The organism is Salmonella sp. SAL00653, assembly GCF_046552515.1.
Taxonomy (GTDB): domain Bacteria; phylum Pseudomonadota; class Gammaproteobacteria; order Enterobacterales; family Enterobacteriaceae; genus Salmonella; species Salmonella enterica.
The window spans coordinates 178593-198592 of record NZ_JBGDTY010000008.1; the positions used below are offsets into that span (position 1 = coordinate 178593).

A 20000-nucleotide genomic window follows, 5' to 3' on the forward strand; every position below is an offset into this window, starting at 1 on the left:
CTTGCCATGCCTGGACTATATCAGCCTCATATGTACGCCTTGAAAGCGTACATATATGTATTATAATTGTACATATTGTTCATAAACAGGAGGATGAAAACCATGCCTCAGATAGCTATAGAATCTAACGAAAGGCTGTCGTTGCGTGTATCGACGGATGCCAAAAAGTTGATAGTCCGCGCTGCGGCAATCCAGCAAACCAACCTGACGGATTTTGTGGTCAGTAACGTACTACCTGTCGCACAGAAGATTGTTGATGCCGCCGAACGGGTATATCTGACGGAGCGCGATACTCAAATGATCATGGAAATTTTAGATAACCCGCCAGCGCCGAATGAAAAGCTTCTTGCTGCTGCTTTCGCCCTGCCGGACATGAAGAAATGATGTTTACAGACTGGCATGAGGCCGCGATAGGGAAAACCCACAATCGAATGAATTTTGATTGTGGGGATGCCGATCTGAACCAATTCCTGCAACGCCATGCACGACAAAATCATGAGAAAGGGACAACGAAAACCTATGTTGCACTTGATAATTCGGATGTTACACGTATCCACGGCTTTTACTCAGTCAGTCCTGCATCACTGATATATGCACAGGTTCCCGGCGCAATCAGCAAAGGATTAGGGAGATACGATGTGCCAGTGTTTCGTCTGGGTCGTTTAGCCGTAGACAAATCTATGCAGGGGCAAGGGCTGGGAGCACAACTTTTGTTATCTGCCGGAAAGCGTTGCATACAGGCGGCTTTGCAGGTCGGTGGCGTAGCCCTGCTTATTGATGCCAAAAATAAACAGGTCTGCGACTGGTACAAAGGATTTGGCGCAGTACCATTAAACGATCAACCCCTTTCCTTGTTGCTGTCGTTTAAAACGCTTTATGCTGCTTTATCTGCATCTGGTAGGTTATGACAACATGAGGCTTTGTTGAATAATTCAGAATCGGCCAACGATAAGGATACAGGACTCCCACCGGAGCACTCGTTATACGAGCCTGACGCTGGTCGGCATTGCCAACAACGTCATCCGGTTCAGCGCTTTGACCATCGCCATCGCTTCACCCACCTGCGCGTCATAGTTCCGCAGGCTCAAATGGCCGCCCAGCAAGGTTTTGATACGGAACATGACCGTTTCCGCTACTGAACGACGGTGATAGCCCACTTTCTTTTTCCAGACCTCATTGCTGCCGCTCAGATGTTGATTTTAAACTTTTGCTTTGCCATGGGAACCCGATGCTGAAACGACAGTAACGATCAGATCCGCCAATCTCTTTATTCAACAAAGCCCCTTCGGGATAGAGCTTCCGCTGAGCGGGAAAGTATGCCTTTGCAATTAATCAATAAAGTGTTGCGCGAGAAATCGTGCATCTTTCAAGCACATCGTCTACTTTAATTAACCGATTCATAAAATATATATTATCTGTTCATTTCTAGCCTGTAGGATATTTTAATAACTGTATATTTTAAACAATAAAAATTAATATTGGCCTACTTTTTTGTTATAATACCAGACTCCAAAATTGTGCTATAGGAACATCATGGAATTAATTCGTTATGCTGACATCAACAGCGATCTCTATCGCCACATTTGGGTCGTTGGTGATATTCATGGATGTTACTCCTTATTGTTAACCAGACTGGCTCAATTAAATTTCTCTCCTGATACCGATCTCTTGATCTCCACTGGAGATAACATTGATCGAGGAAAAGAAAACCTTGAAACACTGAGACTGTTAAATACCCCATGGTTTATTTCTGTAGTGGGTAATCATGAAGCTATGGCGCTTGACGCTTTTGAAACACAGGATGGAAATTTCTGGTATGTAAACGGTGGTTACTGGTACGACTCGGTCACCGAAAAAGACAGGCAAGAAGCCACTGAGCTATTACTAACTTTTAAGCAGCGTCCTCACATCATAGAAGTTGAAACGTCCTCAAAGAAGTACGTGATTGCCCATGCCGATTATCCAGATGACAGCTACGATTATGGGAAGCAAGTTGATATTGATAGCGTTCTATGGTCACGCGATCGTCTGCTTGGTTCGTTACAGGGGAATATCCATCCAATACGCGGTGCGGATACTTTTATCTTCGGCCATATGATTGTTGACTACACAACAACATTCGCCAATCAAATCTACATTGACACCGGTTCTTTCTGTTCAGGCAATCTGTCTTTTTTTAAAATAAAGTAATCTGGAAATAGAATTATATAATATACGCAACGATAGCGTTACTTTATTTTGTATTCTGAGGATATATATTCAAACATAGAATTCTATCATAGCATATTAACCCTCCCTGCATTATGGGCAATGATATAACCTTCAATAAGTACCATTGCCCATTCGTAATAGCGTCTAAATTTCGCGTTTTTCTGCCCATTTCAGCATTAAGATCGCAGGCCAAAAAAACGAAGCCGTAATCCGACGCAGGTAGTTACCCGATCGCCTGAGACGAGTAAAGATCGCATATCTCCAGATACTTATCGGAAGAAAGCGCAATAACCGTGGTGGCGAAATGGATCGGCTTGCCTTCATGCAACACAATCTTAATACCGGCGGCGGCCGGGATGAAGTTAATGCTCTGTGAATGCCAGGTGTTTTCGGCGATATTTGTCCAGGCCGCGAATTTGCCATTACAGAAGCGAATACCTTCACGACTGATGGTGACTGCCGGCTTTGCCGCGCTTAAAAATGAGCGAGCCAGGCGCACAATAAATAACAGACTGCCGCAACAAATAAGTCCCATAAAGACGGCACCGCCAGTTTTGGGCTCCTCGGGATCGGTGGCCATACTCACCGCCAGCGCAATAAAAACTCCCATCATACAAATCCAGAACACAATACCAACCAACGTTTTAGATCTGGAATAATAGATATTGAACTCCACAGGCATGTTTTGCTGGCTGGTTTTTGATACGTACAGTTCCATTGATTCATCCTTGTATAAAAATGTCGTCAGGCGGGTAAACGCTGGGAAAGAAAGTTGAGCAGCAGCGGCTCATTGACGATAGTGGAGCGGTCGATTTTGCAGATCCGGCCCGTAGCGGTGCTAATCATCAGATAGCTCATTGAACTGCCAGCATCCTCCTCGCGCTGGGTGCGAATACTGGCGATCTGCGCATACGGCACCGCCCGGTTTTTGTGTTCAAGCCGATCCGCCAGCGCGGTCACTTTGCCGAATTTAAGACGTCCATCGGCGGCGAGGCGCGCACCCAGCGCAGAACCGTGTCGCCGGACAAGTTCAGCAGCCAGTCGGTCGTAAATTCCGTTGCCATCGTTCCAGAAATCAAGGTAGATGACGTACTTCTTGCCGCCACTGTGGCGCAAGATGAGTTTGTCGGATTGGTGGAGCAGACGCATTGATTCAAGCGCATCGTAATGGATAACACGATGCCCGGCCTGCAACGCGGTTTCGGTTAACGTCATCCTGCGCGGCGTAAACAGAAACAGAACTGTGACGCTGAATTTCCAGATGATAAACAACAGGCCCACCAGTAGCGATATACCGGAAAGCCGATAATTCACGGTGGCTGTTGCTATGCTGAGAATAAAAAAACCGATCCCGATAGCAAACCATTTCAGCTCCGAAAGCGAAAGATGCCGGGTGTATTGACGACTTTCCATGATAGTATGGTATCCCTGATTTTACTGTCGGCGTATTACGTCAGGTTGAGTAAGGAAGCTATATCCGTTATGTTTTAGGTTATATACACTTCATCCTTCAGGCTGCCGGAGCAACTATTGTACGCTCCCGGAGATTAATGAGAGACATCCTGCCTCTCACCGAAGACCAACCACGAGCCTATACACCATTCGGTGTAAATGCCTTTCTCGGAAGTGAACGTCCAGGCGGCTACCGAACCCGAGCGTGATAATAAAGCGACTCGTTGTCATGAGCCAGTCCCTTAGCGACATTGTCCATTTTCGGATGTCGGCCTGAATTGCCAGTCACACGACCTTTTTCACTGACTCGTCCGTCGGAAACACCGTACGCTTTTTAATAGCATGTTGATTATCTATGCCGGAAATGCGGGTCTGGTTTTTCTTCAGCAGACGATCGAACGGGCTGAGATCTTCAGGTATTTTGAGATTTTGGCCAGTGCATTAGCCAGAGCCTGCAACTGTTTTTCGTCCATAAAGCAACCAGCTTTTGATGTTGAATCGAACATATCAAAATCAGGCAATTACACAATTTTAATTACAGTCTCATTTTGAGTTCGGAAGCATCCGTTTCCCTCTTAATTTTGTTGAAATTTCTCTTTGTTGCGAGCATGGTCTGAACTAATTGCCTAGCAGCTTGCCTTGTTTCGTCAATATTTGGAAAATCGAACACATTTCCAACTTTTACTTTCAAGACAGAACTTGGCTTCCTACCCTCACTGACATTACGATCTGACGAGGCTACTCTTCGCTGGATTACGTAGGTTTTTTTCGTCAAACTGGCTTTTACCCCGAAACCAGCAGGAGCTTGTCTGTGGTCATCGAAAACAATGTAGAGTTTTTGAGCTGGGTTAGCTTCGAAAACGATTTTTCCAGAGCGACTGAGCGCAGGCTTAACATTGATACTTAACTTGTTGATAATGAAAGGCTGGCTGAAAGTTGTTTTCAAAGTATCACCCCTGTTGTAGTCCAGGAATGATGAGAATGTAACCTGTCACATTTTAGGCTACAGGTGAGCTACAAATTTATGAGTTTATGTGAGTTTATAAGGGTTTTACCCGGGGCCACATGAGCACTTGAAAGAATAAAAAAAGAGTAAAATCAATATGAATGAGTCATTTGATAAGGACTTCTCCAACCACACCCCCATGATGCAGCAGTATCTCAAGCTGAAAGCCCAGCATCCGGAGATCCTGCTCTTTTATCGTATGGGAGACTTTTACGAGCTGTTTTATGACGACGCAAAGCGTGCGTCGCAGTTGCTCGATATTTCGCTGACCAAACGCGGCGCATCGGCTGGCGAACCTATCCCTATGGCGGGTATCCCGCACCACGCCGTAGAAAACTACCTCGCGAAACTGGTCAATCAGGGCGAATCCGTCGCTATTTGCGAACAGATTGGCGATCCGGCCACCAGCAAAGGTCCCGTTGAACGTAAGGTCGTGCGTATCGTTACGCCTGGCACTATCAGCGATGAAGCCCTGTTACAGGAGCGTCAGGATAACCTGCTGGCGGCTATCTGGCAGGATGGTAAAGGCTACGGTTACGCCACGCTGGATATCAGCTCCGGGCGCTTTCGTCTGAGCGAACCCGCCGACCGTGAAACGATGGCCGCAGAGCTGCAGCGCACCAATCCCGCCGAACTGTTGTATGCCGAAGATTTTGCTGAAATGGCGTTAATAGAGGGACGCCGGGGTCTGCGCCGTCGCCCGTTGTGGGAGTTTGAGATTGATACCGCCCGCCAGCAGTTAAATCTGCAATTCGGTACGCGGGATCTGGTCGGTTTCGGCGTCGAAAATGCCTCGCGTGGATTATGTGCGGCAGGCTGCCTGTTACAGTACGTAAAAGATACCCAGCGCACCTCCCTGCCGCATATTCGTTCCATTACGATGGAACGCCAGCAAGACAGCATCATTATGGATGCCGCGACCCGCCGCAATCTGGAAATTACCCAGAACCTGGCCGGCGGTGTCGAAAATACCCTCGCCGCGGTGCTTGACTGTACCGTGACGCCAATGGGTAGCCGAATGCTTAAACGCTGGCTGCATATGCCGGTACGAAATACCGACATATTACGTGAACGCCAGCAGACCATCGGCGCCTTGCAGGACACCGTCAGCGAACTGCAACCGGTGCTGCGTCAGGTCGGCGATTTGGAGCGTATCCTTGCGCGTCTGGCGCTGCGCACCGCGCGTCCGCGCGATCTCGCCCGAATGCGTCACGCCTTCCAGCAACTGCCGGAATTGCACGCTCAGCTTGAAACCGTTGACAGCGCGCCGGTACAGGCGTTGCGTAAAAAAATGGGCGATTTCGCCGAGCTGCGCGACCTCCTGGAACGCGCCATTATTGACGCGCCGCCGGTACTGGTCCGCGACGGCGGCGTTATTGCGCCCGGCTACCATGAAGAGCTGGATGAATGGCGCGCGCTGGCGGACGGCGCCACCGATTATCTCGATCGTCTGGAAATTCGCGAACGCGAGCGTACCGGGCTGGATACGCTGAAAGTCGGCTATAACGCGGTACATGGTTATTACATTCAGATTAGCCGTGGTCAAAGCCATCTGGCGCCCATCAATTATGTGCGTCGCCAGACGCTGAAAAATGCCGAACGCTACATTATTCCTGAGCTTAAAGAGTACGAAGATAAAGTTCTGACCTCGAAAGGCAAAGCGCTGGCGCTGGAAAAACAGCTATATGACGAATTGTTTGATCTGCTGTTGCCGCATCTGGCCGATTTACAGCAGAGCGCGAACGCGCTGGCGGAACTGGATGTGCTGGTTAACCTGGCCGAACGCGCCTGGACGCTGAATTACACCTGCCCGACATTTACCGATAAACCCGGTATCCGTATTACCGAAGGTCGCCACCCGGTGGTTGAGCAGGTACTGAATGAGCCGTTTATCGCTAACCCGCTCAATCTGTCGCCGCAGCGCCGGATGTTGATCATTACCGGCCCCAATATGGGCGGTAAAAGTACCTATATGCGGCAAACGGCATTGATCGCCCTGCTGGCCTATATCGGCAGTTACGTTCCGGCGCAAAACGTGGAAATCGGCCCCATCGACCGTATTTTTACCCGCGTCGGCGCAGCGGACGACCTGGCCTCCGGGCGTTCGACCTTTATGGTGGAGATGACCGAAACCGCGAACATTCTGCATAATGCCACGGAAAACAGTCTGGTATTGATGGATGAAATCGGGCGCGGTACCTCCACGTATGACGGGCTGTCGTTGGCCTGGGCCTGCGCGGAGAATCTCGCGAATAAGATTAAAGCGTTAACGCTGTTCGCTACCCACTACTTCGAGCTGACCCAATTACCGGAGAAAATGGAAGGCGTGGCGAACGTCCACCTGGATGCGCTGGAACACGGCGATACTATCGCGTTTATGCACAGCGTGCAGGACGGCGCGGCAAGTAAGAGCTATGGCCTGGCGGTCGCGGCGCTTGCGGGCGTCCCTAAAGAAGTCATCAAACGCGCGCGCCAAAAACTCCGCGAGCTGGAAAGCATCTCGCCCAATGCGGCGGCAACGCAGGTGGACGGCACGCAAATGTCGTTGCTTGCCGCCCCGGAGGAGACATCGCCCGCCGTTGAAGCGCTGGAGAATCTCGATCCGGACTCCCTGACGCCACGCCAGGCGCTGGAGTGGATCTATCGGCTGAAAAGTCTGGTGTAAACGTGTCGGGCCCGATAGCGCCGCGTTATCGGGCCCACGCGCCGGAACAGGCTTTTCAGGCTGTGACTGTCGTTTCGTGTAAATGACGCCAGACTATCCGTCCTCTTTCCCTTTTTAAAATGACCGTCGACCAGCGTACCGTCTCGGCCTGGCCCGGCAGTTGCTGTCGCTCACGATAACGCAGCGCGGCGCCTTCCGGCCACTCCGCCACAAGGTCAATGTGCTCAACCACGATAACCAGACCCGGGCGACACGCGCGCTGCGCCTGGAAAAAAGCGCCAAGCGCCGGATAATCTAGACAAACACCGCCTGGCGTTATCATCGTAAAATCAGCAGCGAAACGCGCTATCAACGCCTCCAGGCTCCCCATCCCCTTGCTAAGCCAGTTCTCAATCGCCGCATGGGCGTGAATAATTTCATCTTTATATGGATTCATGGTCTTTCCTTTTTCAGGCACAGAAGTGCTTGTCTATTGTTTAGACAGACAGCGTAAATAAGGGGCAGCAGGGTGATACCGGCGGCAATAAAGGTCCAGCGATAAGCAACCTCAAGCGACATAACGCGCTGGAGCGCATTTAACAGCAGCGTCAACAGCGTCGCGCCAAGGAAAAAGCTGATCTGACGATTAAGATTCCATAGCGCGCTGGCGTCAGGCATGTCCCGGCGAGCAATAGTCAGGAAAGCGCCACTCTGCGCGGTACTGCTGCACAAACTGCCGCCAGCGCCCATTAAGGCGAATATCATCATCAGTACACGGTGCGATGTCGCAGGCGTAACGTTAGTTAAAAGCAGTATCCCTGCGGCCTGAAGAAGACAGCCGACGATAATCAGCGGACGCGGCCCAAGCCGATTGAAGTAACGTCCGGTAAGCATAATGGCGACAAATGAAGCGATCGACCAGGGGATCATCAGCGACCCCGCCGCCGCAGGCGATAGCTGCGCGACGTTCTGTAGATAAAACATCCCGACCACGCTGATACCAATGAACATACCCGGTACGCACAGATAGACGATCATGGCAAAACGCAGCAGCCTGTCCGTCAACAGCGGCAGATGGAGCAATCTTGTTGACGCCATTGTCGTCGACGCAGCGTTCAGCCAACGATAAGCGAGCAATAAAGTGAGAACGGCCACCGGCAGCGTGGCAAAGAATATCCAGCGCTAGCCGCACGTTTCCACCAGCAGCCCGCCAATCGCAGGCGAACATGCCGGCGCCAGTAGCGCCACCATCATGACAACCGATGACACGCCAGCGCGTTCATGCGGTTCAAACTGTTGCCAGGTTAACGCCTGACCAACCGGGATCAATAAGCCACCGCCCGCCCCCTGCACAATACGCCAGAAAACAAGGCTGTGTAAGGAATCGGCAAAACCTGCGGCAGCGGCGGCAACGCTAAACAGAATGAGCGAAAATATGATCAGCCGTCGTGCGCCGAGATAACGTGAAAGAAACGCGCTAAACGGAACGATCAGCGTTAATCCTGCGATATAACCATTACTCACCCATGCCAGCGCCGATATGGACGTATGCAGATCCACGGACATCGCAGGAAAAGCCACGCTGGCAATAAACAGATTAATCAGATCAAGAAAGAAGCCGAGCAGGTAAACCACTGCCACTTTACTGCGATACGTCATTATGCATCCTCCGTCAGAGGCGCTAATGTAGCCGTCCGGAGAAAGCCAGATAAGTCCGCGCTTCAACGATATACTGTCAAAATAATTTTGACAGTAAAGGAGCTCGCCATGCTCAATTTGCAGCGTATGTCGCTGTTTATCGCCGTGGTAGATAGCGGCAGCTTCACGGCCGCCGCCGCCGCATCGGGCCAAACAAAAGCAGTAGTGAGTTTTAATATTCGGCAGCTTGAAAAAGAGCTTGGCGTAACGTTATTGCTACGTTCCACCCGACGACTGACGCTCACAGACGCCGGCGTCCTCTTTTACCAAAAAGGCGTGAATTTACTCAACTCAGCGAAAAATTTGCAGGATGAAGTGCGTGCCAGCCATAGTGGGCTGGGCGGCGAGTTACGTATTACCACTACGCCCGAGTTTGGCGAACAGGTGGTCATTCCGGTACTGGCGCAGTTTAGTCAGCGCCATCCCGATCTCCGTATTCGGCATATGTCCTCATCACATCATGCCGATTTAATTGCCGAGCGCTTTGATGTGGCGATTCGGCTTGGCTCGCTGGCGGACTCCCGCTATCGCGCCGCGCTGATATCCCGCTTTACCATTCTGCCGGTCGCCGCGCCGCAGTGGCTCGCCCGCCACCCCGTGTCGTCACTGGAGTCGTTGGCCCAGGCGGAATGGATTATTCATGAGCGATTACCTACGCCGCTACGGTGGACAGTAACGAATAATCATGGCCAACACTCACGCCTAGAGATAAGCAAAGCCGGCAAAATTTCTGTCGACAGCGCTCGCTGATGGCCTTCGCTCTCGCGGGAAGCGGCGTCGCATTACTGCCGCAATGGTTAGTCAACACCGCACTGGAGGATGGAACGTTAATTCACCTGTTACCCGACTATCATTTTCCCCGTCAGGGCATTTATGCCGTTTATCCGGACGCCCGCCATGTATCGACAAAAGTACGCGCATTTATTGATTTTTTACGTTCGCAATGGGATTGCGGGGAGCACGTCCCATCATTGTAGCCAGTCCGGGAGCATTACGCTCCCGGACGGATAATACCGTCTTAATCCTTAACTACCAGCTTGTCTTTGATCCCCTGCGCCTGCCAACGCACCCACAGCATAATTGCCGCCAGAACGACGATCGGCAGTAACGGATCGAGCCAACTGCCGCCGGAACCGAACAGCAGGTTAATCAGCGCCACGCCGGTGCCGCCAATCGCCCAGGCAATGGTCGTCGGTACAGACCAAACCACCATCTGCTGTTTGACATCAGAGACGCCCATCATGCGGTTAACCACCCAGAACAGGCTATCGTTGAAGTAGCCGAAGAACAGCGACCCCATCGTTGCGGCCTGAGCGGCAAGCAACATATTGATGCCGGGGATCTGCGCCAGGATCGGCGCGGAAATCGAGGCGGCAGTGATCATCGCCACCGTCCCCGATCCCTGAATCAGGCGTACCAGCGTCGCCACGATAAACGGGATCAGGATCGGCGAGATCGGCAGGTTGGCAACCTGCTCCGCCAGCTGTTGTCCCGCGCCGCTGTCGCGCAGGATCGCGCCCAACGCGCCGCCAGCGCCCGTGACCAGTAAGATAATCCCGGCGCTTTGCAAGCCCTCTTCCAGACGCTCTGCGGTGGTATGTTTATCCATGCGCGGCACCAGCGTATACACCGCCAGCAGAACGCTGATGGCCAACGCGATCACCGGACTTCCCACAAAGTTGATTGCCTGTACCACCGGATGCGTCGCCAGGCCGGACCATCCTTCTACAGTGGCGAGGGTGGAACAGATAGCCTTCAGGAAGATCAGCACGATCGGCACCACAATAGGCAGCAGAGAGAGAGCGTCAGGCTCGGCAGATCCTTTTGCTCTTTCTCTTTGTTGTACTGCTCCAGCGTGGCATTGACTTCATCGGCGTTCAGCGTGCGCGGCACGAAATCAGGGTAGCGTTTATCCAGCCACTGCGCATAGAACACAATGCCGATCACACAGGGCACCGCCAGCGCTATCCCGGTCAATAACATTGCGCCGATGTCGACGTTAAAAATCCCGGCTACCCCCAGCGGACCGGGCGTCGGAGGTACCGTATGGTGAGTGACCACCAGCCCGCCCGCCAGCGCGACGCCCAGCGTCAGTAGCGAACGTTTACCGCTTTTCGCCAGCGCTTTCGCCACCGGATAAAGAATGACAAAAGCGGAATCGACGAAAATGGGGTGCTGACAATATAACCCGTGATCGCCAGCGCCCACTCTTCACGGCGTTTCCCCAGCCATTTGATAAAGCTCCAGGCGATACGCTCCGCCGCGCCGGAAACCTCCAGCAAGCGCCCCATCATTACGCCGAGGCCAATCACCAGGCCAATACTGCCCAGCGTCGTACCGAATCCGCTGGTGATGACAGAGAGCGTTTTATCAATGCCCATTCCCCCCAACAGACCGGCGATGCAGGCCGCCGCCAGCATCGCGATCAGCGCATGAACACGGGTGCGTAACACCAGCCATACCAGCACGAAAACGGCAACGATCAGACCGATAATTGGGGTCGGTAAACTTGTCATGACCTCCCCTCCATATCATCTTGTCGAAAGCGTTCGATAATGTCATCGAAGCGTTTATCGGCGACAAAACCTAACGCCAGCGCACGCTGGTTATCGATACGTCCCGGCCAGGAGGCGACAATTTTCTCGACGCCTTCGTCGCGCTGATGCGTAACCCGATCGCGCGCGCCTGGCCACCCGCCTGACGCAACGTTTCCAGCATCTCGCCCACGGTTACGCTGATCCCCGGTAAGTTGATGCTGCTCGCCTCGCCAGGCGCGGGTAACGTTGCGGCCAGCGACAGGTTATGGATCACCGTCGCCGGGCTGGAAATCCACAGCCGCAAACTTTCCGACACCGGGCAGACGGTCGTCTCGCCCTGCAACGGTTCACGAATAATCGCGCTGACAAAAGAAGAAGCGGCGCGGTTTGGTTTACCCGGGCGAACACAGATCGTCGGCAAACGCAGCGCCAGCCCATCCACATAGCCTTTGCGGGTATAATCGTTGACCAACAGTTCACAGGCGGCTTTCTGCGCGCCATAAGACGAGCGCGGCGTGAGCGCGGTGGTATCGGTGACGCATTCCGGCAGCGTACCGCCATAAACGGCAAGCGAGCTGGAGAAGACAAAACGAATTTTCTGCGGTTGTCGACGACACGCCTCAAGTAACTGGCGGGTAAGATCCAGGTTAACTTTCCATCCCAGATCGAAATCGTCTTCCGCATGACTGCTGACAATCGCAGCGAGATGATAAACAACGGAGGTATTAGCGGTAATCACACTCTCCAACACGCCCGGCTGGGTTAAGTCAGCTTCCAGGCAGCGTAAACGAGGGGAATCTGATAACCGTGCAGGCATTTTTAAATCAACAAGAAGCAGTTCGTTAAACGCCAGCGATGAGTTTAATAAGGCGCTTGCGAGTTTCTGGCCTAAAAAGCCGCCCCCGCCGGTAATGATAATCTGCATCCGGATGTCCTCTTTATTGTTGTGTAGGGTAGTTCAGGGTTAGCGCCAGGCGTTAAACCAGCCAAGCCCGTCCTGAGTGGTATTCCGTGGTTGGTATTCGCAGCCTATCCAGCCGCGATAACCTACGTCATCGAACAGCCGGAACAGCCACGGGTAGTTGATCTCGCCATCATCCGGTTCATGTCTGTCCGGTAGCGAGGCGATTTGTACATGGGCATAGCGGCCCGCGTACTCGCGAATCAGGTGACTCAAATTGCCATCCACTTTTTGCGCATGGAAAGTGTCGAGCTGGATGAACACATTCGGGCGGTCAACCTCTTCTGCGATGCCCAGCGCCTGATATTGGCTGGAAAAGAGGTAGCCGGGTTTAACGCCGGGACTCAGCGCTTCGATCAAAATACGTTTATCGTGGGCGGCAAACCGGTCGGCGGCATAACGCAAATTATCGATAAACGTGGCGCGATAACGTGCGCCATCAGCGCCATCCGGCACTACACCCGCCATGATGTGAACCTGCTCACATTCCAGCGCCAGAGCGTATTCCAGAGCCAGATCGATATCGGCGCGCGCGTCGTGTTCGCGCCCCGGTGGCGCGGCACGTCCCCACTCGCCCGCCGCGGTATCGCCCGCCGAAGTATTAAACAGCGCCAGCGTCAGATCATGACGCGATAGCTGGGCTTTAATCTCGCTGGCGGCAAAGCCGTAGGGGAACAGAAACTCAACGGCCTGAAAACCGGCTTCGGCAACAGCGGCAAAACGCTCGATAAACGGCACTTCGGTAAACATCATCGACAAATTGGCGGCAAAACGCGGCATCGGGTTATCTCCTTAACTGCGCAATTTCTTCGGTGGTTAAATAACGAATCGGGCGTTCGCCAAGGATAAAAATCAGCTTTGCCGTCTCTTCCAGCTCCTCGGTATTATTAGCGGCTTCCTGCAAATTCTCCCCGCACACGACCGGCCCATGATTAGCCAGTAAAAAGGCCTGATGCCGGGCCGCCAGCGCAGCCAAATCGCGAGCAATTCGGTCATCCCCCGGGCGATAGTAGGGAACCAGCGGAATGTCTCCCATCCGCATCACCACATAGGGGGTAAACGGGCGAATCACATTTTGCGGGTCCAGCCCTTCGAGACAGGAAAGCGCCGTTGACCAGGTGCTGTGCAGATGTACCACGGCCTTGCAGCAAGGGTTATTGCGATACAACGCCAGATGAAAACGCACCTCTTTAGACGGTTTATCGCCGCTGAGCCATTCGCCCTGCGGGTCCACTTTGGATAGCCGCTGCGGGTCAAGATTACCCAGACACGAACCGGTGGGCGTCGCCAGAATATTGCCGTCCGGCAGTAACAGCGAGAGGTTGCCTGCCGAGCCGGTGGCATAGCCGCGCTGGAAAAACGAGGCGGCTATCCTGACCATCTCTTCTCGCAAAGCGTGCTCTTCTTTTGCCAGTGTCGTCATACCTGAAACTCCCTTTGAGCGCGGATGAAAAAGGATTCATCGCCAAAATTGCCTGACTTTAGCGCCAGCGAGACCGGCGCATGGAGCGCGTTGACCCACGGCACGCCGGGTGAAATGCACGGTCCGATGTGAAAACCGGTAATACCGAGGCTTTGCGTCACCACGCCCGAGGTTTCGCCGCCCGCCACGATAAACCGGGTGATACCGCCTTCCGCTAAGCGAGCGGCCAGCAGGGAAAAGAGCGCCTCTACCGCATGGCTGGCTTCGGTAGCGCCATATTGCTGCTGGATGGCGGCCAGCGCCTGCGTGGAGGCGGTGGCGCTAATCATTGGCGCCAGTTCGCTGTCCTGACTGAGCACCCACTGCGCCAGCGCTTCAGCGTAGGCCTCGCGCGTCTCGGATGACAGGCAACGCGCCACGTCAACGTCGCGTGTGGGAGCATGTTGTCGATAGAAAGCCACCTGCTGATTAGTCATTTGCGAACAGGAACCGGAAAGCACCACCGCGCGACCGCTCAGCGGATAGCCTGCGGAACGGGCCTGAGAAACGCCGTGCTTCGCCCACTGACGCGCCAGCCCCATTGCCAGCCCGGAACCGCCGGTCACCAGCGGGGCATCACGCAAAACCTCGCCCTGAATTTCCAGGTGCCGCTCATTGAGCGCGTCAAGTACCGCGTAGCGATATCCTTCCTGCTGTAAACGCGACAGCGCCGCACGGGTCGCGGCAACGCCTTCATCAAGCGTCTGAGCCGGAATGACGCCGCAGCGCCCTTGCGCCTGCGCTTCCATCAGACGCGGCAGGTAGCTGTCGGTCATCGGATTGATAGGGTGGTGGCGCATACCGGACTCCGCCAGCAAGTGGTTCATGACAAACAGATAGCCCTGATAAACCGTGCGTCCGTTAACCGGCAGCGCGGGAGAAATCACGGTAAATGAGGTATCCAGCGCCACCATCAGCGCATCGGTGACCGGGCCGATATTGCCTTCGGCGGTACTATCGAAAGTCGAGCAATATTTGAAATAGACTTGCTGGCAGCCCTGTTTTTTCAGCCATACCAGCGCCGCCAGCGATTGTTTTATCGCTTCTTGCTCCGGGCATGAGCGGGTTTTCAGGCTGATAACCACCGCGTCGCACCCTTCCGGTTGCGTCCCGGTTGGGACATCATTGATCTGCACTGTCGGCATCCCGTTTTCGACCAGAAAACTGGCGATGTCGGTCGCGCCGGTAAAATCATCGGCAATGACGCCAATTTTTAACATGACGGCTCCTCAGGCATGACGCCAGGCAGAGTAATCCCTGAGAAAATTTTGATCACAGCGCTGTCATCCTCTTTGCCATAACCGGCGTTACTGGCGCTGGTGAACATATTTAACGCCGTAGAGGCCAGCGGTAAGGGGAAGCGCAGCGCTTTCGCCGTATCGGCAACCAGCCCCAAATCTTTGACAAAAATGTCGACGGCCGAACGCGGGGTATAGTCGCCGTCAACGACATGCTGCATACGGTTTTCGAACATCCAGGAGTTTCCGGCGGCATGGGTCACGACGTCATACATCACGTCCAGAGGAATACCGGCCCGCGCGGCCAGCGCCATCGCTTCAGCCGCCGCCGCAATATGCACGCCAGCCAGCAGCTGATGAATGATTTTGACGGTTGAGCCTGCGCCCGGCGTATCGCTGATGCGATAAACGTTGCTGGCAACGGCGTCCAGCACAGGCTTCAGGCGGGTAAACGCCGCCTCGCTCCCGGAGGCCATCACCGTCATTTCGCCCTGCGCCGCTTTTACCGCGCCGCCGGAAACCGGCGCATCCAGCATGTTAAGATTCAATGCCGTCAACGCCGCGGCGATCTCTTGCGCGTCGGCGCTTGAGATCGTAGACGAGACCATCACCGCGCCTCCGGGTTTCATCAGATGGGCGACGCCATCCTCACCGAATAACACCTGTCTGACCTGGGCGGCATTGACGACCAGAATGACTAACGCATCCACGACGCCGGCGAACTCCCTGGCGCTGGCGGCAGCCCCACAAGCCCCTTCAGCGAGCAGATTCGCGCACGCTTGCGGGTTAAGATCGGCCCCCCATGTGGAAAGCCCGGCGCGCAGGCATGAACGCGCAGCGCCCATTCCCATTGAGCCAAGCCCCACAATGCCGACATGAAAATCAGTTCCTGTTGTCATTATCACTCCATGTTAATTTACGTGATATTATGTTTTGTTATGTGAATATAGGCGTTTTTGTAAACAATTGCGGTGAGTTGTTTCACAAAAAATAACAAAATGTGTTATTTTTTGTGAAGGCAATCCTCATAGAACTTCACACGCTGTGACGAGAAATCGCGTAAAATCGCGACAGGACTAAAGAAAGGAGCAGACGTTGATACCTACTGAGCGTCGACAAATCATTCTTGATATGGTAGCGGAGAAAGGCATCGTCAGTATCGCTGAACTGACCGAGCGCATGCATGTATCCCACATGACTATCCGCCGTGATTTACAAAAACTGGAGCAGCAAGGCGCGGTAATCCAGGTCTCTGGCGGCGTGCAATCATCGACTCGCGTGGCGCACGAACCCTCGCATCAGATCAAAACCGAACTGGCGACGCCGCAGAAAGCGGCGATTGGCAAACTGGCCGCCAGCCTAGTACAGCCAGAAAGCTGTATCTACCTTGATGCAGGTACGACCACGCTGGCGATCGCCAGGCAGCTGGTTACGATGAATAAACTTACGGTGGTGACCAATGATTTCGTTATCGCCGATTACCTGATGGACAATAGCGATTGCACAATTATTCACACTGGCGGGACGGTATGCCGGGAAAACCGGTCGTGCGTCGGTGAAGCCGCGGCGACGCTTTTGCGCGGGCTGATGATTGACCAGGCCTTTATTTCCGCCTCGTCCTGGAGCGTGCGCGGTATTTCAACGCCGGCAGAAGATAAAGTCACGGTGAAACGGGCCGTCGCCAGCGCCAGCCGCCAAAAAATTCTGGTGTGCGACGCGACCAAATACGGCCAGGTCGCGACGTGGCTGGCGTTACCGCTGGCGGAATTCAACCAAATCGTCACCGATGACGGCCTGCCGGAAAGCGCAATTCGGGCGCTGGCCAAAGTGGATATCTCACTGCTGATGGCCAAAAAATAGCAAAGCGGCGCAAGCCGCTTACGTCATCATCTTGCGTACCAGTTGCGTAAACTGTTCGCGTTCTTCAGCGCTCAGTCGCCCCAAAAACTCATCGTCAACGCGATCCCCCAGTGGTATCGCGGCGGCGAGCAACGTTTGGCCCTGAACGGTGAGATAGACAAAACGCCGACGTTTATCCAGCGGATCGTTTTCTCGCTTTACCAGCCCACGATTTTCCATCCGGCTTAACATCTCCGCCAGCGTCGCTTTAGTGCTGACCGCCGCTTCGGTCAGATCGACCTGTTCAATACCCGGATGTTCAGCAATAACGCGCATCACCGCATATTGAGGTTTGGTGAGCTCCGGTAGTTCATGCTGCCAGCGTGCGGTATGTTGCTGAAAAAGTTGGCGTAACAGATGAAACGCGGTGTTTCGTAACTCCATGAGCGCTCCGGATAAATTAACTTTTTCTATCATAACGACTTATGCACGGTTTTTTAATGACGAATGCTTTAGCTAAACGTGCGCAGGCGTCGGGAGCGATCTTGTCGCAAAGGCCGTGTGGGCGTATTTTGATCAAAATGTTCGTATACGAACGATATTTGAGGTAAGAAATGAGATTGATTGTGGGGATGACCGGTGCGACCGGCGCGCCGCTTGGCGTCGAGTTACTCCAGGCATTGCGGGCGATACCTGATGTTGAAACGCATCTGGTAATGTCAAAGTGGGCGAAAACCACTATTGAACTGGAGACGCCCTACACGCCCGCTGAGGTAGCCGCCCTGGCAGATTATTGTCATAGCCCGGCCGATCAGGCGGCGACCATTTCCTCCGGCTCATTTCGTACCGACGGCATGATTATTATCCCCTGCAGTATGAAAACACTGGCGGGGGTTCGCGCCGGCTATGCCGAGGGGCTGGTAGGACGCGCTGCCGATGTCGTGTTGAAAGAGGGTCGCAAGCTGGTGCTTGTGCCGCGGGAAATGCCGCTCAGCACGATTCATCTGGAAAACATGCTTGCGCTTTCTCGTATGGGGGTGGCGATAGTGCCGCCCATGCCCGCGTTCTACAACCTGCCGCAAACCGTTGACGATATTATCCAGCACATCGTAGCGCGCGTTCTCGACCAGTTTGGTCTGGAGCATACGCGCGCGCGCCGCTGGCAAGGACTGCGACAGGCAGCAAATTTTTCACAGGAGAATGGATAATGGCATTTGATGATTTGCGCAGTTTTTTACATGCGCTGGATCAGCAGGGACAACTGCTGAAAATCAGCGAGGAAGTGAATGCGGAGCCGGATCTCGCCGCCGCTGCCAACGCAACGGGACGCATCGGCGATGGCGCGCCCGCGCTGTGGTTTGACAATATTCGTGGTTTTACCGACGCCCGCGTGGCGATGAATACCATCGGTTCCTGGCAGAACCATGCCATCTCACTGGGTTTGCCGCCTAACACGCCGGTTAAAAAACAGATCGATGAATTTATTCGCCACTGGGACAATTTTCCGGTAGCGCCGGAACGACGGGCGAATCCGGGCTGGGCGGAAAATACCGTCGACGGCGACGCAATCAACCTGTTTGATATCCTGCCGCTGTTTCGTCTGAACGACGGCGACGGCGGATTCTATCTGGATAAAGCCTGTGTGGTATCACGCGATCCGCTCGATCCCGATAACTTCGGCAAGCAGAATGTCGGCATCTACCGCATGGAAGTTAAAGGCAAGCGTAAGCTGGGTCTGCAACCAGTGCCGATGCATGATATCGCATTGCACCTGCACAAAGCCGAAGAGCGCGGAGAAGATCTGCCAATTGCGATCACGTTGGGTAACGATCCGATCATTACCCTGATGGGCGCAACGCCGCTGAAATACGATCAGTCAGAGTATGAAATGGCAGGCGCGCTGCGTGAAAGCCCCTATCCTATCGCTACCGCGCCGTTGACCGGTTTTGATGTGCCGTGGGGATCTGAAGTCATTCTTGAAGGGGTCATCGAAAGCCGTAAACGTGAAATTGAAGGACCGTTCGGCGAATTTAGCGGCCACTATTCCGGCGGTCGCAACATGACCGTGGTGCGTATCGATAAGGTCTCTTATCGCAGCAAACCCATTTTTGAATCGCTCTATTTGGGGATGCCGTGGACGGAAATCGACTACCTGATGGGGCCGGCGACCTGCGTGCCACGGTATCAACAGCTGAAAGCCGAATTTCCGGAAGTGCAGGCGGTAAACGCCATGTACACCCACGGCCTGCTGGCCATCATCTCGACCAAAAAACGCTACGGCGGCTTTGCCCGCGCGGTGGGCCTGCGAGCGATGACAACGCCGCACGGTCTGGGATATGTGAAGATGGTGATCATGGTCGATGAAGATGTCGATCCATTCAATCTGCCACAGGTGATGTGGGCATTGTCGTCGAAAGTGAATCCAGCAGGCGATCTGGTACAGCTACCGAATATGTCCGTCCTGGAACTGGATCCGGGCTCAAGCCCGGCGGGGATTACCGACAAGCTGATCATTGACGCCACCACGCCGGTTGCGCCAGATAACCGTGGTCACTATAGCCAGCCGGTTGTTGATTTACCGGAAACTAAAGCCTGGGCTGAAAAGCTGACCGCCATGCTGGCCAACCGTAAATAAGGAGTAACCGATGATTTGTCCACGCTGTGCCGATGCACATATTGAACTCATGGCGACTTCGCCGGTAAAAGGAGTCTGGACGGTATATCAGTGTCAGCATTGTCTGTATACCTGGCGCGATACCGAACCGTTACGCCGTACCAGCCGCGAACACTATCCACAAGCGTTTCGCATGACACAAAAAGATATTGATGACGCGCCAATGGTGCCGAGTATCCCGCCGTTGCTGGCAGAAGACAAACTGACTAGTCCTGATATAGGTTGACAGTTTTTTGTCTGTAAAACGCCTGATGAACATCATCGGGCGTTTTGTATTT

Annotated in this window: 16 protein-coding genes and 7 pseudogenes; 9 read left to right on the plus strand and 14 right to left on the minus strand. The window is 53.6% G+C overall.

Annotation, left to right across the window (positions count from 1 at the left end):
- The first annotated feature begins 93 nt into the window (after window positions 1-93).
- Both ACLJRU_RS11780 and ACLJRU_RS11785 read left to right on the plus strand, forming a co-directional pair.
- Complete coding sequence (locus ACLJRU_RS11780) at window positions 94-384, plus strand: DUF1778 domain-containing protein (RefSeq protein WP_000855694.1); 291 nt, start codon at window positions 94-96, stop codon at window positions 382-384.
- Window positions 381-908, plus strand: coding sequence for a GNAT family N-acetyltransferase (locus tag ACLJRU_RS11785; protein WP_000971655.1), 528 nt, complete (start codon window positions 381-383; stop codon window positions 906-908). The genes ACLJRU_RS11780 and ACLJRU_RS11785 overlap by 4 nt, the downstream gene beginning before the upstream one ends.
- Window positions 909-980: 72 nt before the next feature.
- On the opposite strand, the pseudogene ACLJRU_RS11790 reads toward ACLJRU_RS11785, so the two are convergent.
- A pseudogene (locus tag ACLJRU_RS11790) lies at window positions 981-1196 on the minus strand (IS5/IS1182 family transposase); the annotation flags it as partial.
- Window positions 1197-1533: 337 nt separating this feature from the next.
- On the opposite strand from ACLJRU_RS11790, the gene pphB reads away from it, so the two are divergent.
- A complete protein-coding gene (gene pphB, locus ACLJRU_RS11795) occupies window positions 1534-2190 on the plus strand; it encodes a protein-serine/threonine phosphatase (RefSeq protein WP_000420452.1) in 657 nt (218 codons plus the stop codon).
- A gap of 244 nt (window positions 2191-2434) precedes the next feature.
- On the opposite strand, the gene ACLJRU_RS11800 is transcribed toward pphB, so the two are convergent.
- The 4 genes and pseudogenes from ACLJRU_RS11800 to ACLJRU_RS11815 all read right to left on the minus strand — a co-directional run.
- On the minus strand, window positions 2435-2929 hold the full coding sequence (locus ACLJRU_RS11800) for a hypothetical protein (protein ID WP_001540790.1): 495 nt from the start codon (window positions 2927-2929) through the stop codon (window positions 2435-2437).
- A gap of 26 nt (window positions 2930-2955) precedes the next feature.
- The gene (locus tag ACLJRU_RS11805) at window positions 2956-3624 is read right to left on the minus strand and encodes a hypothetical protein (protein WP_001540791.1); all 669 of its coding nucleotides are present in this window, start codon (window positions 3622-3624) and stop codon (window positions 2956-2958) included.
- A 156-nt stretch (window positions 3625-3780) separates the two neighbouring features.
- Window positions 3781-4011, minus strand: a pseudogene (locus ACLJRU_RS11810) (hypothetical protein); the annotation flags it as partial.
- Window positions 4012-4210: 199 nt separating this feature from the next.
- A pseudogene (locus ACLJRU_RS11815) lies at window positions 4211-4609 on the minus strand (cytoplasmic protein); the annotation flags it as partial.
- Between the two features lie 157 nt (window positions 4610-4766).
- On the opposite strand from ACLJRU_RS11815, the gene mutS reads away from it, so the two are divergent.
- A complete protein-coding gene (gene mutS / locus ACLJRU_RS11820) occupies window positions 4767-7334 on the plus strand; it encodes a DNA mismatch repair protein MutS (RefSeq protein ID WP_001005807.1) in 2568 nt (855 codons plus the stop codon).
- A 55-nt stretch (window positions 7335-7389) separates the two neighbouring features.
- Here mutS and ACLJRU_RS11825 read toward each other — a convergent pair whose 3' ends face one another.
- Window positions 7390-7770, minus strand: a complete 381-nt coding sequence (locus ACLJRU_RS11825) for a DUF4440 domain-containing protein (protein ID WP_001070458.1) — start codon at window positions 7768-7770, stop codon at window positions 7390-7392.
- Window positions 7767-8972 (minus strand): annotated as a pseudogene (locus ACLJRU_RS11830) (MFS transporter). Before ACLJRU_RS11830 ends, ACLJRU_RS11825 begins: the two are co-directional and overlap by 4 nt.
- 87 nt (window positions 8973-9059) lie before the next feature.
- Between ACLJRU_RS11830 and ACLJRU_RS11835 the strand changes: the two are divergent.
- Window positions 9060-9988 (plus strand): annotated as a pseudogene (locus ACLJRU_RS11835) (LysR substrate-binding domain-containing protein).
- A 41-nt stretch (window positions 9989-10029) separates the two neighbouring features.
- Here ACLJRU_RS11835 and ACLJRU_RS11840 read toward each other — a convergent pair.
- From ACLJRU_RS11840 to ltnD, 6 genes and pseudogenes are all read right to left on the minus strand, one after another.
- Window positions 10030-11527: pseudogene (locus ACLJRU_RS11840) on the minus strand (GntP family permease).
- Window positions 11524-12473 (minus strand): annotated as a pseudogene (gene denD, locus ACLJRU_RS11845) (D-erythronate dehydrogenase). Before denD ends, ACLJRU_RS11840 begins: the two co-directional pseudogenes overlap by 4 nt.
- Window positions 12474-12512: 39 nt before the next feature.
- Window positions 12513-13289 carry an HPr family phosphocarrier protein gene (locus ACLJRU_RS11850; RefSeq protein WP_023235201.1) on the minus strand — a complete coding sequence of 259 codons (777 nt, stop codon included), beginning with the start codon at window positions 13287-13289 and terminating at the stop codon, window positions 12513-12515.
- A gap of 4 nt (window positions 13290-13293) precedes the next feature.
- Entirely contained in the window at window positions 13294-13932 is a 639-nt protein-coding gene (locus ACLJRU_RS11855; RefSeq protein ID WP_000209068.1) for an aldolase, read from the minus strand.
- Window positions 13929-15191, minus strand: a complete 1263-nt coding sequence (gene otnK / locus ACLJRU_RS11860; protein WP_023235202.1) for a 3-oxo-tetronate kinase — start codon at window positions 15189-15191, stop codon at window positions 13929-13931. Before otnK ends, ACLJRU_RS11855 begins: the two co-directional genes overlap by 4 nt.
- Window positions 15185-16108: an L-threonate dehydrogenase gene (gene ltnD / locus ACLJRU_RS11865; protein ID WP_000206945.1), complete on the minus strand. Its 924-nt coding sequence runs from the start codon at window positions 16106-16108 to the stop codon at window positions 15185-15187. The genes otnK and ltnD overlap by 7 nt, the downstream gene beginning before the upstream one ends.
- A 196-nt stretch (window positions 16109-16304) precedes the next feature.
- Here ltnD and ygbI point away from each other — a divergent pair, with 196 nt between their 5' ends.
- Window positions 16305-17069 (plus strand): DNA-binding transcriptional repressor YgbI, encoded by a 765-nt coding sequence (gene ygbI, locus ACLJRU_RS11870; protein WP_001540797.1) that lies wholly within the window; start codon window positions 16305-16307, stop codon window positions 17067-17069.
- Between the two features lie 18 nt (window positions 17070-17087).
- On the opposite strand, the gene ACLJRU_RS11875 is transcribed toward ygbI, so the two are convergent.
- Window positions 17088-17492 (minus strand): MarR family winged helix-turn-helix transcriptional regulator, encoded by a 405-nt coding sequence (locus tag ACLJRU_RS11875; RefSeq protein WP_000423338.1) that lies wholly within the window; start codon window positions 17490-17492, stop codon window positions 17088-17090.
- A 170-nt stretch (window positions 17493-17662) separates the two neighbouring features.
- Here ACLJRU_RS11875 and ACLJRU_RS11880 point away from each other — a divergent pair, with 170 nt between their 5' ends.
- The 3 genes from ACLJRU_RS11880 to ACLJRU_RS11890 are packed head-to-tail and all read left to right on the plus strand — an operon-like array spanning window position 17663 to window position 19948.
- Complete coding sequence (locus ACLJRU_RS11880) at window positions 17663-18256, plus strand: non-oxidative hydroxyarylic acid decarboxylases subunit B (protein WP_001237180.1); 594 nt, start codon at window positions 17663-17665, stop codon at window positions 18254-18256.
- Entirely contained in the window at window positions 18256-19683 is a 1428-nt protein-coding gene (locus tag ACLJRU_RS11885; RefSeq protein WP_001540798.1) for a non-oxidative hydroxyarylic acid decarboxylases subunit C, read from the plus strand. Before ACLJRU_RS11880 ends, ACLJRU_RS11885 begins: the two co-directional genes overlap by 1 nt.
- 10 nt (window positions 19684-19693) lie before the next feature.
- The gene (locus ACLJRU_RS11890) at window positions 19694-19948 is read left to right on the plus strand and encodes a non-oxidative hydroxyarylic acid decarboxylases subunit D (RefSeq protein WP_001540799.1); all 255 of its coding nucleotides are present in this window, start codon (window positions 19694-19696) and stop codon (window positions 19946-19948) included.
- Window positions 19949-20000: the final 52 nt, after the last annotated feature.

What these genes read in the sequence shown, in the direction of transcription:
- ACLJRU_RS11800 (WP_001540790.1), bottom strand. Translation starts at nt 2,929, where the DNA reads ATGGAACTGTACGTATCAAAAACCAGCCAGCAAAACATGCCTGTGGAG.
- ACLJRU_RS11875 (WP_000423338.1), bottom strand. Translation starts at nt 17,492, where the DNA reads ATGGAGTTACGAAACACCGCGTTTCATCTGTTACGCCAACTTTTTCAG.
- ACLJRU_RS11785 (WP_000971655.1), top strand. Translation starts at nt 381, where the DNA reads ATGATGTTTACAGACTGGCATGAGGCCGCGATAGGGAAAACCCACAAT.
- ACLJRU_RS11880 (WP_001237180.1), top strand. Translation starts at nt 17,663, where the DNA reads ATGAGATTGATTGTGGGGATGACCGGTGCGACCGGCGCGCCGCTTGGC.
- otnK (WP_023235202.1), bottom strand. Translation starts at nt 15,191, where the DNA reads ATGTTAAAAATTGGCGTCATTGCCGATGATTTTACCGGCGCGACCGAC.
- ACLJRU_RS11825 (WP_001070458.1), bottom strand. Translation starts at nt 7,770, where the DNA reads ATGAATCCATATAAAGATGAAATTATTCACGCCCATGCGGCGATTGAG.
- ACLJRU_RS11780 (WP_000855694.1), top strand. Translation starts at nt 94, where the DNA reads ATGAAAACCATGCCTCAGATAGCTATAGAATCTAACGAAAGGCTGTCG.
- mutS (WP_001005807.1), top strand. Translation starts at nt 4,767, where the DNA reads ATGAATGAGTCATTTGATAAGGACTTCTCCAACCACACCCCCATGATG.
- ltnD (WP_000206945.1), bottom strand. Translation starts at nt 16,108, where the DNA reads ATGACAACAGGAACTGATTTTCATGTCGGCATTGTGGGGCTTGGCTCA.
- pphB (WP_000420452.1), top strand. Translation starts at nt 1,534, where the DNA reads ATGGAATTAATTCGTTATGCTGACATCAACAGCGATCTCTATCGCCAC.
- ACLJRU_RS11855 (WP_000209068.1), bottom strand. Translation starts at nt 13,932, where the DNA reads ATGACGACACTGGCAAAAGAAGAGCACGCTTTGCGAGAAGAGATGGTC.
- ACLJRU_RS11805 (WP_001540791.1), bottom strand. Translation starts at nt 3,624, where the DNA reads ATGGAAAGTCGTCAATACACCCGGCATCTTTCGCTTTCGGAGCTGAAA.
- ACLJRU_RS11890 (WP_001540799.1), top strand. Translation starts at nt 19,694, where the DNA reads ATGATTTGTCCACGCTGTGCCGATGCACATATTGAACTCATGGCGACT.
- ACLJRU_RS11885 (WP_001540798.1), top strand. Translation starts at nt 18,256, where the DNA reads ATGGCATTTGATGATTTGCGCAGTTTTTTACATGCGCTGGATCAGCAG.
- ACLJRU_RS11850 (WP_023235201.1), bottom strand. Translation starts at nt 13,289, where the DNA reads ATGCCGCGTTTTGCCGCCAATTTGTCGATGATGTTTACCGAAGTGCCG.